The sequence below is a fragment of the Streptomyces sp. NPDC054887 genome (genome assembly GCF_053610585.1).
Genome location: NZ_JBSGYQ010000030.1, coordinates 16885 through 30937, shown reverse-complemented (window position 1 = coordinate 30937; position 14053 = coordinate 16885). Strand labels below are relative to the sequence as shown.

General features: G+C 71.9%; 9 protein-coding genes and 1 pseudogene. 1 reads left to right on the top strand and 9 read right to left on the bottom strand.

Annotated elements, in window-relative coordinates; all coding sequences use genetic code 11:
* Nucleotides 1-38: 38 nt before the first annotated feature.
* From ACWGH0_RS18500 to ACWGH0_RS18480, 5 genes and pseudogenes are all read right to left on the bottom strand, one after another.
* Nucleotides 39-1019 carry an acetylxylan esterase gene (locus ACWGH0_RS18500; RefSeq protein ID WP_453405222.1) on the bottom strand — a complete coding sequence of 327 codons (981 nt, stop codon included), beginning with the start codon at nt 1017-1019 and terminating at the stop codon, nt 39-41.
* 133 nt (nt 1020-1152) lie between these two features.
* Complete coding sequence (locus ACWGH0_RS18495; protein WP_453405221.1) at nt 1153-2781, bottom strand: cellulase family glycosylhydrolase; 1629 nt, start codon at nt 2779-2781, stop codon at nt 1153-1155.
* A 356-nt stretch (nt 2782-3137) separates the two neighbouring features.
* Nucleotides 3138-4358 carry a mannose-6-phosphate isomerase, class I gene (gene manA / locus ACWGH0_RS18490; protein ID WP_453405220.1) on the bottom strand — a complete coding sequence of 407 codons (1221 nt, stop codon included), beginning with the start codon at nt 4356-4358 and terminating at the stop codon, nt 3138-3140.
* Between the two features lie 446 nt (nt 4359-4804).
* Nucleotides 4805-5756, bottom strand: a pseudogene (locus tag ACWGH0_RS18485) (ROK family protein).
* 354 nt (nt 5757-6110) lie between these two features.
* Nucleotides 6111-7199: an endonuclease/exonuclease/phosphatase family protein gene (locus ACWGH0_RS18480; protein ID WP_453405219.1), complete on the bottom strand. Its 1089-nt coding sequence runs from the start codon at nt 7197-7199 to the stop codon at nt 6111-6113.
* A gap of 320 nt (nt 7200-7519) precedes the next feature.
* Here ACWGH0_RS18480 and ACWGH0_RS18475 point away from each other — a divergent pair, with 320 nt between their 5' ends.
* Complete coding sequence (locus tag ACWGH0_RS18475; protein WP_453405218.1) at nt 7520-8908, top strand: MFS transporter; 1389 nt, start codon at nt 7520-7522, stop codon at nt 8906-8908.
* A gap of 65 nt (nt 8909-8973) precedes the next feature.
* Here ACWGH0_RS18475 and ACWGH0_RS18470 read toward each other — a convergent pair whose 3' ends face one another.
* The 4 genes from ACWGH0_RS18470 to lnt are packed head-to-tail and all read right to left on the bottom strand — an operon-like array spanning nt 8974 to nt 13907.
* Nucleotides 8974-10884 (bottom strand): helix-turn-helix domain-containing protein, encoded by a 1911-nt coding sequence (locus ACWGH0_RS18470; RefSeq protein ID WP_453405217.1) that lies wholly within the window; start codon nt 10882-10884, stop codon nt 8974-8976.
* A 16-nt stretch (nt 10885-10900) separates the two neighbouring features.
* Complete coding sequence (locus ACWGH0_RS18465; RefSeq protein WP_453405216.1) at nt 10901-11698, bottom strand: 3-hydroxybutyrate dehydrogenase; 798 nt, start codon at nt 11696-11698, stop codon at nt 10901-10903.
* 55 nt (nt 11699-11753) lie between these two features.
* A complete protein-coding gene (locus ACWGH0_RS18460) occupies nt 11754-12233 on the bottom strand; it encodes an NUDIX hydrolase (RefSeq protein WP_453405215.1) in 480 nt (159 codons plus the stop codon).
* 57 nt (nt 12234-12290) lie between these two features.
* Nucleotides 12291-13907: an apolipoprotein N-acyltransferase gene (gene lnt / locus ACWGH0_RS18455; protein WP_453405214.1), complete on the bottom strand. Its 1617-nt coding sequence runs from the start codon at nt 13905-13907 to the stop codon at nt 12291-12293.
* Between the last annotated feature and the right edge of the window lie 146 nt (nt 13908-14053).

Here is a 14053-nt window from a genome sequence, read left to right as displayed (position 1 = left end):
CCGGGGAGGCACGGCCCCGCGTCGTGCCGGTCACCGGGTCACGGGCCGACGGGCCCGAGGCCGCGCTCGCGCAGCCAGCGCAGGTGCTCCACGGCGGTGGCCCCCTGTCCCCCGCCGTGGTCGGCGAAGGGCCACTCCCTGATGTCCTTGTCCCCCGCGTACCGCTCGTAGGCGGCGTGGACGGTCGACGGCGGGCACACGGGGTCCATCAGCCCGGCACTGAAGAGGGCGGGGGCCGTGGCACGGCGTGCGAAGTGCACGCCGTCGAAGTACGCGAGCGTGTCGAACACCGCCTCCGGGGCGTGCCGGGTGTGGTGGCGCAGGTAGTCGACGAGCTCGGTGTACGGGCCCTCCGTCGCCGTCTCGGCCCCGCGCCGCATGTGACAGAGGAAGGGGACGTCGGGCAGCGCGGCGGCGACCGCCCGGCCGGCCAGGGCGGCGACGGCCAGGGCCAGTCCGCCGCCCTGGCTGGTGCCCTGGACGACGATCCGGGCGTCGTCGACGTGCGGCAGCAGGCGTGCCGCGTCCACGGCGCGGACGCAGTCGGTGATCAGGCGGCGGTAGTAGTGGTCGTGGGGGGCCTCGATGCCGCGGGTCATGAACCCGTGGACCCACTGGGTGCCGGTGGCTTCGTGCACGTCCGGGGTGTCGTGGCCCTGGCCGCGGCTGTCGACGACGAGGTGGGCGTAACCGGCCGACGCGTACAGCAGGTGGTCGGTGGGCAGTCCGCGTCCGGCGGTGTAGCCGACGTACGTGACGATCGTCGGCAGCGGCTGCTCGGCCTGCGAAGGGACGACGAGCCAGGCGGCGACGGGCTGCCCGCGCCAGCCCGGGAAGCGGACGTCGTACACGTCGACGGTGACCAGCAACCCGTCCGGGACGGGGGTCAGTTCCGGTTTTCCGCCGGCGCCCCGGGACAGCCGCAGGGTCTCGGTCCAGAAGTCGTCGAAGTCGGCCGGCTCCTGCGGGAGTCGGGCGCGCGTGGCGGGGTGGCCGGCGGGCAGGTCGGCGTACGGCATGGTGACGGGTCCTTCGTACGGGGCCGGTCGCGCAGGCGGTGGCGGACGCGGCCGGAGGGAGGTGGTCCGGGGGCGGCCTCCGCCCGGGGCCGGTGCGGCAAGGGCGGAGGCCGCCGGGTTTCGGCGGGCCGGGTCAGGCCTTGGTGCAGGCGGCGCCGTTCAGGGTGAAGGCGGCGGGGACGCCGTTGCCGCCGGTGGAGGATCCGCTGAGCCCGAAGCTCACCGTCCCGTTCGCCGGGATGGTGGCGGTCCACGTCTCGGGGGTCGCGCGGATTCGGTCGTCCTGCTGGACGACCTTGGCGTTCCACGCGGAGTTGAGCGTCTGACCGCCCGGGAAGGCGAAGTCGAGCTGCCAGCCCTTGATGTCCTGGGCGCCGGTGTTGCGGAGGGTGACGTTCGCGTTGAAGCCGCTCCCCCAGTCGTCCAGGCGGTACGAGACGGTGCAGTTCCCCGCGGCCGGGCCGCCGGTGGTGGTGACGGTGACCGTGGCGGACCGCGGGGAGCGGTTGCCCGCCGCGTCCCGTGCGTGGACGGCGAAGGTGTGGGCGGTGGCCGGGGCGAGACCGGTCAGCGTGGCACCGGTCGTGGTGCTGGTGGTGACGGGCGTCTCCCGGGTGCCGTCGACGCGTACGACGTCGTAGGCGACGACGCCGGTGTCGTCCGTGGCCGCGGGCCAGGTCAGCCGCACTCCGGTGGAGGTCACGTCCGAGGCCGTGGGCCTGCCCGGGGCGGTGGGCGCCTGGGTGTCGGCTCCGCCGCCGCTGCCGTACACGCTCGCTTCGCGGGAGGTCTGCTTGACGCCGTCGGGCCCGTCGAACAGCCGCTTGCCCCAGGTGGTCAGCCGGCTCGCGTCGAAGTCGGTGGCCATGTCGAGGTATTCGACGCCGCCGCCGTTGCCGCTCCAGGACCAGCCGAGGTAACCGAGGTTCAGCTGGCGGGCGGTCGCCATGATGGCGTCCTCGTCAGGGTTTCCGTCCGAGTGGGCGTCACCGAACTCCCCCACGACGACGGGCAGGCGCCGGGCGGTGAACCGGCTGAGATAGTCCTGGACCTCCGCGGGGGTGTCGTACACGCCGTACATGTGGATCGAGAAGACCGTGTTGCGCTGCGGGTCGGCCGCGAAGACGCTCGGCGCGTTGTCCCGCATGGTGAAGGACCAGTCCTGCCCCCAGTTGGGGGCGTCGGCCATGAGGGTGTGCTGGAATCCGGCGGCCCGCATCCGGGTGATGGCGTTCGTGGTGTCCGCGGTCCAGGCGGTGTAACCGGTGTTCCCGTGGGGCTCGTTGCCGAGGTTGATGACGACGTACTTCTCCTGCCCCTTGACCGCGCTCTGGACCTCGGTCCAGTAGTCGACCGCGTCGGACAGCGAGACCGCCCCGCTCTGTTCCCCGTAACCGGTGGTGTCGTGCGCCTCCAGGACGCAGACGAGCCGGTTGGCCTTGCACCGACCGACTACGGCGGCGACGTCGGCGGCGTCGTTCTTCGTCCAGCGGTCGCCCGTACTGAGCACGACGCGGACCGAGTTGGCTCCCAGCGCCTTGATGTCGGAGAGCGCCCGGCCGGTCGTGGCGGAGTACCAGGTGTGGGCGTGGTTCACGCCCCGGAGGACGAAGTCGTTGCCGTTCGCGTCGAGGAGCCGGCCCTCGCTCACGTGGAAACCGGTGGCGGCCGGCTCCGCCGCCCGGGCTTGGAGGGGCGGGGCCAGCACGGTGGCGACGACGGCCAGCAGCGCTCCCGCCGCGGCGGCCATTTTCCTGCTCATGGGTGCTCCCGATTCGGTCGCGCGCATGCCGTGGCCGTGAGGTCCGCGGCATACCGCTGTTCCTTGTGTGGAGGGTGTGTTGCGGCCGGCCCGACAGGGATCTCGGACAGCGTCGAGCGAGGTTCCCCGGCGCCTTCGGAGCTGTGCGCGTACGGCGCCCGGCCCGGCCGGTACCCCGCTGCCCGGTCCGGTTCTGCGGCTCGGGCCGGGACAGCGGTCGGAATGTCGTCGGGCCGGTCGCGCCATTCGCGCGATCCGGTTTCCACGACGGCCAATTCCGCGGCCGCCGGGCGACTGACGAAAGGCTAGGGCTGCACGGAGACCGAAAACAATAGCCGGAACAGAACCGGTTAAGTTTAGTCGGCGGCGCTGACTCCGTCGTATCGCCGACTGCCGTTCAGGCCGGCGGTGGCACGGAAAACGGTCCCGTCCCCCACCACGGTGACCCGCTCCCGGGCGGGCACGTAGGCGGCGCGGCCGGGTCCGATCCGCAGGGAGGTGCCGACCGAGGTGAGGTGGGCCTCGCCGTCCGTGCACAGAACGATCTGCGCAGAGCCGCTGTCGAGCGGTCGGGCGGCCGCCCGCGCACGGAGCCGTATCCGGGAGAGGCGGAAGTCGTCCACGGGCGCGGGATAGACGTGTTCCTCCCCTTCCACGCGGGGAGCGAGGACGCGGGTGGGGGGTGCGCCGAAGCGGACCACCTTCAGCAGTTCCTCCCGGTCGACGTGTTTGCTCGTCAGCCCGCAGCGCAGGACGTTGTCGGAGCTCGCCATGATCTCCACTCCGAGACCGGAGAGGTAGGCGTGCGGGACGCCCGCCCCGAGGAACAGCGCCTCCCCGGGAGCGAGCGTCACACGGCGGAGCATCAGAGCGGGCAGCAGGCCGGGGTCTCCGGGGTGAGCTCGCGCGATCGCCAGGTAGGCGGCGAAATCCGCCCGGTATGGGCTCTCTCGGTCGGCCTCGCGCGCCACCGCACCGGTGACGTCCGCGAGGAGACCGGTGTCCGGGGAGAGGAAGGCGATGAATACGTCCTTCAGGGCGGTGTCCTCCGCGCCGGTGCGCAGCGTGCGGACGAAGGGGTGGAGGCCGGGCACGCGCAACGCGTCCAGCAGGTGGGCGCACTGACGGGGCGTCCGGAAACCGCAGAGCCCGTCGAACGGCGTGAGGGCGACGATCATCTCCGGCTTGTGGTGCCTGTCCCGGTAGTTGCGGTGCAGGGCGTCCACCGGGACACCCATGGCGTTCTCCACGTCGAAGCCCGCCGCGGCCTGGGCGAGGTCCGGGTGGACCTGGAGGGAGAGGGGGGACTCCGCGGCGAGCAGCTTCAGCAGAAAGGGCAGCCGGGGCCCGAACCGGCGCAGGCTGGGCGCGCCGAGCTCGTTCGCCGGGTCGGCGGCGAGGAGGCGGTCGAGCGGCAGCTCGGTGCCGTCGCGCTCGACCCGCGAGGGCGCGGCGGGATGGGCGCCCATCCACAGCTCGGCCTGGGGCTCCCCGGTGGGCGCCAGTCCCATCAGGCGGGGCAGCGCGGTGGCGGAGCCCCAGGCATAGGGCTGGACGGTGTTGAGGAGGAGGTCCATGACGTCTGCGTTTCTGGGGGCAGGGGGCTTACGGGCGGGGAGTCGGCAGGGGTGATCGCCGGCGCCGGCCACGGAGGGGCCGGTGGCGTACGGACGGCGGTCGCCGGCGCTGGGCAACGCAGGGGCCGGCTGCGTACGGACGGCGGTTCGCCGGTGCCGGGCGACAGAGGGGCTGGCTGCGTACGGACGGTGGTTCGCCGGTGCCGGGCGACGGAGGGGATCGGCGCATAAGGACCGGTTCGGCGTTGCCGGGTGATGGGGTAGGCGGCGCTGACGGCAGGTCGCCGCTGCCGGGCAACGGAAGCTGGCGCATACGGACCGGTTCGGCGTTGCCAGGCCATGGGGTAGGCGGCACTGACGGCGGTTTGCCGTTGTCGGGCAACGGAAACGGCGGCACTGACGGCGGTTCGCCGTTGGTGACAAATGCAGGGCCTGCGGCCTACGACCTACGGACGGGCGGCCGGCAGGGCGACGGCATCCTCGCCCGCCCCGGTCAGACCGGCGGCAGCCGCGGCGGCGGCCGCGGCGCCGATCAGTCCGGAGTCCAGAGCGAGCCCCGCCGGCACGACCGGCACGTCGCGGGCGAAGTCGAGGACCGTGTAGTCGTCGAGGTGGCGGCGGAGCGGGCCGAACAGCGTCTCCCCAGCCTGGGCGACGCCGCCGCCGATGACCACGAGGTCGAGTTCGACCAGGTTGATCGTCGCGGCGATGGCCGCGGCCAGGGCCTTCGCGGCCCGGTCGTACGCGGCGAGCGCCCGCGGATCTCCCTGCCGCGCGGCGGCTTCGACGGCGGCCGCCGTCGGCGCCACACCGGCCGGTGGCGTCCACCCGGACTCCAGCGCGTGGGCGGCGATGGCCGTGCCGCTGGCGAACCGCTCCACGCAGCCGCGCGCCCCGCACGGGCACAGCGGCCCGTTCTGGTCCACGGTGATGTGGCCGATGTGCCCGGCATTCCCCGAAGTACCGGCGTGCAAGGCGCCGTTCAGGACGAGCCCGCCGCCCACGCCGGTGGAGACCACCATGCACAGGGCGTTGTCCACGCCCCGGGCGGCGCCCATCCAGTGCTCGGCCGCCGCCATCGCGACCGCGTCACCGACGAGCAGCGGCCTGATACCGGCCGGCACCCTCGGGTGGGCGCGGACGCGGTCCACGAGCGGAAACGAGCGCCAGGCCGGGATGTTGACCGGACTGACCGTACCGGTGACCGTGTCGACGGGACCGGCGCTGCCGATGCCCAGACAGGTGAGAGCGTCCCAGTCGCGGTGCTCCGCCAGTGAGTTCGTCCGCCGGGCCTTGGGCCGGGGTGGCGTACTGGCACCTGGCGACCAGGCGGCCGTCGGCGTCGATCAGCGCTCCGGCGATCTTCGTACCGCCGATGTCGAGTGCTCCGTACACCATCGCTTGGGACCCTTTCGTCACAGTGCGGCTGAGGAGGCGTGACCGACACTGTGCCGGGCGTTGACAACGTTGTCTAGTTAACCAGTTCAGTTAAGTGCGGGTTTAGCAAAAGCCGTGCGCATGCGCTCGCTACGCTATGGCTGTCGCCGCGCCTTCTACTGTGGGGCGCGGGAGCCCACCCGGAGTCGCTCACCGTGCAGTAGCCCTCTGCAGTGAGCTCGATGAAGCTGCTGGCCTCGCCATCGAGCATGGCGGCGACGATGTCGCCGCTCGGCAGGTACGACGATGACGGGGGTGGGGGCGCGCAGAGAGCGTTTCTCTTCCCCGGAGCCCTGCCGTGCCGCTGGGCTGCCTCTACAGGTCGAGTTCGGCGACGATGGCGGCGTGGTCGGAAGCCTGGTCGCCGGGTCCGGTCATGGTGTCGAACGGGGTGCCGAACTCGAAGATCCCACGCCGCTCCACCTCGACCTCGTCCACCCTGGCGAACAGCTCCGGCGAGAGCATCAGGTAGTCGATCTTGTCGTTGGGGTGCGTGCACTTCCCATGGGTGCCGGGAGGCCCCGCGTAACTGCCGTGCTCCATCGCGTCCTTCAGGCCGGTGGCCTCGAGGAACGCGAGCGGCGGGCTGCCCGGGGTGTCGTTGAGGTCCCCGGCGACTACCACATGGGCCGAGCGCTCAAGCGCGGCCTGGTAGAGCTGGGCGACGCGCTCGCCCTGGAGCTTGCGCTTGTCGCCGCCTCCGCCGCGCTTGCTCTTGAAGTGGTTTCCGAGGAGCCAGAGCGGTACGCCGTCGATGTCGATCTCGAATTCCGGGCAGTCCCGGCTGAAGATGTCCCGGGAATCCTTCTTGTCGAAGATGTGTGAGCGTACGGAGGTGATCGGGTGCCGGCTGAACAACCCCACGTCTATGCCGCGAATGTCGTTGCCGTCGATCAGCATGTTGAACGCATACGGTTCCGCTTCGAACTGACCCGCAAGCACCTGCTTGCTGAAGCGGTGCAGGGTGAGCCGGTCCTCGACTTCCACCGTCAGCAGTATGTCGGCGTTCACCTCGGCGATCACCCTGGCGGTGTTCCTGACGGCGTCCCAGCTGAGGTCGTCCTTGACCAGCTCGACCCAGCCGACCCAGGCGGACCGCCCCGTGACCTCGGCCCTGACCCCGATGTTCCTGCCCTCGCCCTTGAGCAGCCGGGCCCCTCCGCGCGGCTCGTTCACCAGGATCGTCTGGGTGGATATGTCCTGCGAGACATCGACGCTGTGCTTTTTGAGAAGGTCAATGATTTTTCTCTTGTCGTCATCCGTATACGTGTCGCGCTCCAGAACTTCCACAAGTTTCCTGAAGTCCTCAAGCACGGCGTCGCGTACAGGGTCGTTCCCGCTACCGAAGACGACGGGCCTCTGGAAGAGGTTTTCGCAGTTGAATGTGGCTATGCGGATACTCATGGCCCCTCCTCACACACCTCAAATTGTCCGGCAGGGCGCCATGGCTGTCGAACGGAGCAGGGGCCGCTCCCGGCCGAGTAGCCCCGGGAAGACGGCATGACCGATCCGCTGATGCAGGCGCTGTTCCACGAGCAACAACAGTCTGGAAGCGCGCCGAAGCCGCTTCACCCCTCACGGCCGTTCGCGAGTGCCTGTCATGGTGGCTGCGGGCACAGCCGCTTCCGGAACTATGGTGTCCCGCCACATGGGACGCCGACTTGCGTGTTTCTACGGTGTGGCGACACGGAAACGTCCCCGCCAACTGTCCGGAAGTGGTACTCATGGCCGCCCCTTCGACCGCTCCCCCAACGCCCAGTTCACTCAAGCGCATCGTCGCCGCCAGCCTCATCGGGACCACCATCGAGTGGTACGACTTCTTTCTGTACGGATCCGCCGCCGCGCTGGTCTTCAACCAGCTCTTCTTTCCCGAGTCCGACCCCCTCGTCGGAACGCTGCTCGCCTTCCTGACGTACGCGGTCGGCTTCGCCGCCAGGCCGCTCGGGGCGCTCGTCTTCGGGCACTACGGCGACCGGCTCGGCCGCAAGAAGCTGCTGGTGCTGAGCCTGCTGCTGATGGGCGGCGCCACGTTCGCGATTGGCCTGCTGCCGACGCACGCCACCATCGGCTTCGCCGCGCCCGTACTGCTCACCGTGCTGCGGCTCGTCCAGGGCTTCGCGCTCGGCGGCGAGTGGGGCGGGGCGGTTCTGCTGGTGTCCGAGCACGGGGACGCCGGGCGACGCGGTTTCTGGGCCTCCTGGCCGCAGACCGGCGCGCCCGCCGGGCAGTTGCTCGCGACCGGTGTGCTGTCGGCCCTGACCGCGCTGCTGTCGGACTCCGCGTTCGTGGCGTGGGGCTGGCGCATACCGTTCCTGCTGTCGGGTGTGCTGGTGCTCGTGGGCCTGTGGATTCGTCTCTCCGTCGACGAGTCACCCGTCTTCAAGGCCGCGTTGGCCCGGGCCGAGGCCCGCAAGAGCGTCTCCACCGTCGCGGAGAAGATGCCCCTTGTGGCCGTCCTGCGTCACCACTGGCGCGACGTGCTCGTCGCGATGGGCGCCCGTATGGCCGAGAACATCAGCTACTACGTCATCACCGCCTTCATCCTCGTCTACGCGACGACGGAGGTGGAGTTGAGCAAGCAGACGGCGCTCAACGCCGTGCTGATCGCGTCGGCCGTCCACTTTGCCGTGATCCCCGCGTGGGGCGCCCTCTCGGACCGGCTCGGGCGACGGCCGGTCTACCTGATGGGCGCGGTCGGCGTCGGTCTGTGGATGTTCCCGTTCTTCATGCTCATCGACACGGGGACCTTCGGGAACCTGCTGCTCGCCGTGACCGTCGGACTGGTCTTCCACGGGGCGATGTACGCGCCGCAGGCGGCCTTCTTCTCCGAGATGTTCGCGACCCGTGTGCGCTACTCCGGTGCTTCGATCGGCGCGCAGTTCTCGTCCGTCGCGGCCGGCGCCCCGGCGCCGCTGATCGCCACGGCCCTCCTCACGAGCTACGGCAGCGCGACTCCCATCGCCCTGTACGTGATCGCCGCCGCGCTCGTCACAGTGGTCGCCGTCGGCTGCGCGAAGGAGACCCGCAACCGCGACCTGGGGGACATCACGGCGGAGCCCGGCGCGGACGAGGACGCCGTCGTGCGGGCGGAAAGCGGCGCCCGTACCGGCTGAGTGGACGGACGCGGCAGAGCCGTTCCCGGGAACGTCGGCGGACGTTCCCGGGAACGGCTGTTTTCTCAGTGCCGCATCGCCGACGACAGTCCGTGCAGCCGCAGCGCGAGCTGCACCTCCAGGGCACGCTCCGGTGACTGCCAGTCGCCGCCCAGCAGCCTGCCGATGCGCTCCAGGCGCTGCGCCACCGTGTTGACGTGGACGTGCAGGGCGTCCTTCGTGCGGGCGGGGCTCATCCCGCACGCGAAGTACGCGTCCAGGGTGCGCACCAGGTCGGTCCCCCTGCGCCGGTCGTACGCGACGACCTCGCCGATCGTGCGCTGTACGAACGCATCGATGGCGCCCCCGGAACGGCCGTCGCGGCTGTCCGCGAGCAGCAGCCCCAGGAACCCGAAGTCCTCCGCCGCCGCTCCTTCCCCGGAACGGCCCAGCAGCCGGAGCGTGTCGACGCAGCGGCGTGCCTCCTCGTACGCCGCCGCCACCGTGCCGGGCCGTGCCGCGGGGGCGTCCACGGGCCCCGAGGCGCCGACCGTGACGGGCTCGCGCAGGGCGCCGCCCAGGTGCTTCGCCGTCCGGCGGGCGAGAGCGGCGGCGCTGTCGCCGCTGCCGAGCGGGAGCAGCAGCACCGTGCCGCCGTCGCGGGCCGCCGCCAGGCCGTGCCCGGTCGCCGCCAGGTGCGAAGCGGCGGACCACAGCCGCCCGCGGTCCACGCTCTCGTGCTCGACGGAGGCGGCCCGGGGAGCCTCGATGCGGGCGGCCAGCACCACGTGGGGCGCGTCGAGGTCGGCGCGCAGGCGGGCGGCGCGTTCACGCAGCAGGCGGGGGTCGCGGTCGGGGGCGTCGAGCAGGTCGTCGAGGAGTTCGCCACGCACGCGCTGTTCGGCCTCGCCGGCCGAGCGCCGGGCCAGCAGCAGCAGCGACGTCACCATGGCGGCGCGTTCGAGCGTGCGCTGGTCGACCGGGTCGAGCTCGGGCTGCCCGTGCAGGACGAGGGCGCCCAGGAGCTCGCCGCCGGCCGAGACGCTCACCACCCAGTCGTCGCCCCGGCGTACGGCGTGGCCCTCCGCGCCCTCGGGCTCGCCGCCGGTCTCCTTGAACTCGACCTTCCCGTGCAGCACTTCGGACACGGCGCTCGCCACGTCGTGGACGCCGCCGCCGCGCAGCACGAGTTCGGTCAGCCGGTCGTGCACCTCCGAAGCGCGCTCGATGACGCCGCTGCGGTCGCGGATGATCTCGTTGGCCTTCTCCAGTTCGGCGAGCGCGGACCGCGTCTCCGCGAGCAGGTTCGCGGTGTCGATCGCGACGGCCGCGTGTGCGGCGAACGAGCCGAGCAGGGCGATCTGTTCGCGCTCGAAGACGCGGGCCCTCCGGTCGGCGGCGAACAGGACGCCGATCACCTGGCTGCCGAGGGTCAGCGGTACGCCGAGGATCGCGACGAGCCCTTCGTCGCGTACGCCGGAGTCGATGGTCCAGGTGTGCTGGAAACGGGGGTCGTCGAAGTAGCTCTCGGTCGCGTAGGGGCGTGCGGTCTGGGCGACGAGCCCGCCGAGCCCTTCGCCCATGCCGAGCCGCAGTTGCTGGAACCTCGCCGACACCGACCCTTCGGTGACCCGCATGTAGGTGTCACCGGCCACCGGGTCGTTGAGGCTCAGGTACGCGACCTCCGTGCCGAGCAGCGACCGTGCCCGCTGCACGATCGCGGCCAGTACGGCGTCGAGGTCGCGCAGCCCGGCGAGGTCGTGGGCGGTCTCGTAGAGGGCGGACAGCTCGGCCTCGCGCCGCCGGCGCCCCTCCAGTTCGGCGCGTACCCGCAGGGCGTGCGTCTTGGCGGTTTCGAGGGCGGCGAGCGCCTCGGGGGGCGCGCCGTCCGCGCGGGCGACCAGCACGGGCCGCTCGTAGGCGTCGGCGGCCGCCCCGCGGGCGAGGAGTTCCAGGTACGGGACCTCGCTGCCGCTCTGCGGCTGATCGTGGGACATGGAGACACTCAACCAGCTAGTGAGCGGTCCAGCCGCCGTCGAGGGGCAGCGACGTTCCCGTGATGAACGACGCCTGGGGGCCGCACAGGTACGCGACCGCCTCGGCGACCTCGTCGGGCTCCAGGAGGCGCTTGAGTGCGGAGTCCTTGAGCAGTACGTCGGCGAGCACCCGTTCCTCCGGCAGCCCGTGGGCGGCGGCCTGGTCGGCGATCTGCCGTTCCACGAGCGGGGTGCGGACGTACCCGGGACTGACGCAGTTCGAGGTGACGCCGTGCTCCGCGCCTTCCAGGGCGACCGTCTTGGAGAGCCCTTCGAGCCCGTGCTTGGCGGCGACGTACGCCGACTTGTACGGGGAGGCGCGCAGCCCGTGCACGGAGGAGATGTTGACGACGCGCCCCCAGCCCTGCCCGTACATGTGCGGGAGCGCTCCCCGGATCAGCCGGAACGGCGCTTCGAGCATCACCGTGAGGACGGTGTGGAAGACGTCGGGAGGGAAGTCCTCCAGGGGGCGGACCAGTTGCAGGCCGGCGTTGTTCACCAGGATGTCCGTGCCCGCCGCGACCTGCTCGGCGGCGTCGAGGTCGGTGAGGTCGAGGGTCCGCGGCTCCACCGCGCCGGTGAGGCCCCGCGCCTGTTCGGTGAGGGCGGCGAGCCCTTCCGCGTCCCGGTCGACGGCTCTGACCTTGGCCCCCGCGGCCGCGAGCCGCAGCACGCAGGCGCGGCCGATGCCGCCGGCCGCGCCCGTGACGAGCGCGGTACGGCCGTCGAGGTCTGGTCCGGTTGCGTACGTGGGGTGTGTGGTCGGCGCGGTCATGCCTCCGACCCTAGGCAGCGCCCACCCGGGCACCGATGTGGTGACCACCCATACTTCACAGCCGCGTGGTGGGCTCGAACCATGTGGGTTCGTCGGTGAGGGCCTGCTTGATCCGCAGCAGGGAGAACTCGTGCAGTTCCGGGAGCGCGTCGACCGAGAACCAGGCCACGTCGAGGGACTCGTCGTCGTTGACCCGTGCCTCGCCGCCGACGGCACGGCACCGGAAGGTGATGTCCATGTACTGGCACCGGTCGCCGTTCGGGTACTCGACCGGCTTCAGCGCCTGTACGAGAACGACACGTTCCGCCACGCACCGGACGGCGGTCTCCTCGTACACCTCCCGTACGGCCGCCGCAGCGGGCTGCTCGCCGGGCTCCGGGATGCCGCCGATGACCGACCACTTGCCGGTGTCGGCCCGGCGGCCGAGGAGCACTCTGCCCGCGTCGTCGAAGACGAGGGCGCTGACACCCGGCAGGAAGAGCAGCTGGTGGCCTGCGGTGGCCCGGAGCTCGCGGATGAAATCGGGAGTCGCCATGGTCGGAACCCTAGCGGGAGCTGTGGGCACGGAACGCCCACCGGACCCGCCGCACGCTCATGCGGACGTTCCCCCGCGGGCCCGTACGCCGCGGAACACGGCCCAGCCGAGACCGGCACCGGCGAGCAGCACCAGTACGCCCTCGGGAAGGGCCCCGAGGCGCGTCGCGGGGGTCAGCGAGGAACGCAGCGGCACCTCGGCGACGAGCGCGTCCGGCGTGAACATCCGCGTCTGCCGCACGACCTCGCCGTCCGGCCGGATGACGGCGCTGACACCGCTGGTCACGGGAACGACGACGGCCCGGCTGTGCTCGACGGCCCGCACCCGCGACATGGCGAGCTGCTGGTACGTCATCTCGCTGCGGCCGAAGGTGGCGTTGTTGCTGGGGACGGAGATGAGCTGCGCCCCGCCCGTGACGGTGTCGCGCACCGCCCAGTCGAACGCCGCCTCGTAACAGGTGGCGAGTCCGACCTTCGTGCCCGCGAGGTCGAAGACCCCGACCTTGTCGCCCGGGCCGAAGTCCCTGCGCACCCGGTCGACGTCCGAGCTGAAGAGCCGTACGAAGGAACGCATCGGGATGTACTCGCCGAACGGCTGGACGTGCCGCTTGTCGTACGTCGCGACAGGGCCGCGTTCCGGGTCCCACTCGATGAGCGTGTTGCGCAGCTTTCCGGTGTCCGGCGTGAGGACCGCTCCCACGACCGTGGGGACGCCGATCGCGCGCACGGCCCGGTCGATCACCGCGCGGGCGTCGCTGTTGCGGTAGGGGTCGAGGTCGGAGGAGTTCTCCGGCCACAGGACGAAGTCGGGCCGGGGCGCCTTGCCGGCCTCCACGTCGGCGGCGAGTTCTTCGGTGCGCCGCGCGTGGTTGTCCAGCACGGCACGGCGCTGGTCGTTGAAGTCGAGGCCGAGCCGGGGCACATTGCCCTGGATCGCGGCGGCCGTCGCGGTGCCGTCCTGCGCGGAGTCGTCGACGAGGGGCAGCGCCGCGAGCGCGGCCGTCACCGGCACGACGACCGTCAGCGCGGCGAGGGCCGCGCCCCTGCGCGGCACTTCGCCCGTGAGGCGGTGGGCACGGAACTGCCGTACCAGCTCGCACAGACCGAAGCCGCACAGCACGACCGCGAACCCGAGCACCGGGGTGCCGCCGACGGCGGCGAGGGGCAGGAAGACGCTGTCGGCCTGCCCGAAGGCGATCTTGCCCCAGGGGAAGCCGCCGAACGGCACGCGCGCCCGCACCGCCTCGCCCAGGATCCATACGGCCGCGCCCCACACGGGCCACAGAGGCAGCCGGGTCACCGCCGCGATGCCGACGCAGCACACCGCGACGAACAGCGCTTCGGCGGTGGCCAGCGCCAACCAGGGCACCGGCCCCACCTCCTCGCCCGTCCAGCTCAGCAGCGGCAGCAGGAAGCCGAGCCCGGAGAGCAGACCGAGCCCGAAGGCGGCCCGCGCCCGCCGCCCGTACAGACACGCGGCGAGCAGCGCGAAGCCGGGCAGCACGAGCCACCACAACGGACGTGGCGGGAAGCTCGCGTACAGGAGCAGACCGGAGAGTACGGCGGCCACGGGGGCCACGAACCGGGTCAGCATGCTTCTCCCGCGTGACGGGGCGGGGAAGTGCGGGGCCGGCGGCTGCGCGGGCTGGTCGACGGCGGTGCGGGTGGCGCTCACGTGGCGGAGTCTACGGTGACCCGGCGCGGTACGGAGAGGGCGGTTCCGGCAGGAGAAGCAACGTTCCTGCGCAAACCGCGCACACAGCGCCGTGCCGCCCATTACCGTGTGCGCCAGTCCCCGGCGCCCGGCCGTCTCCTGCCGCG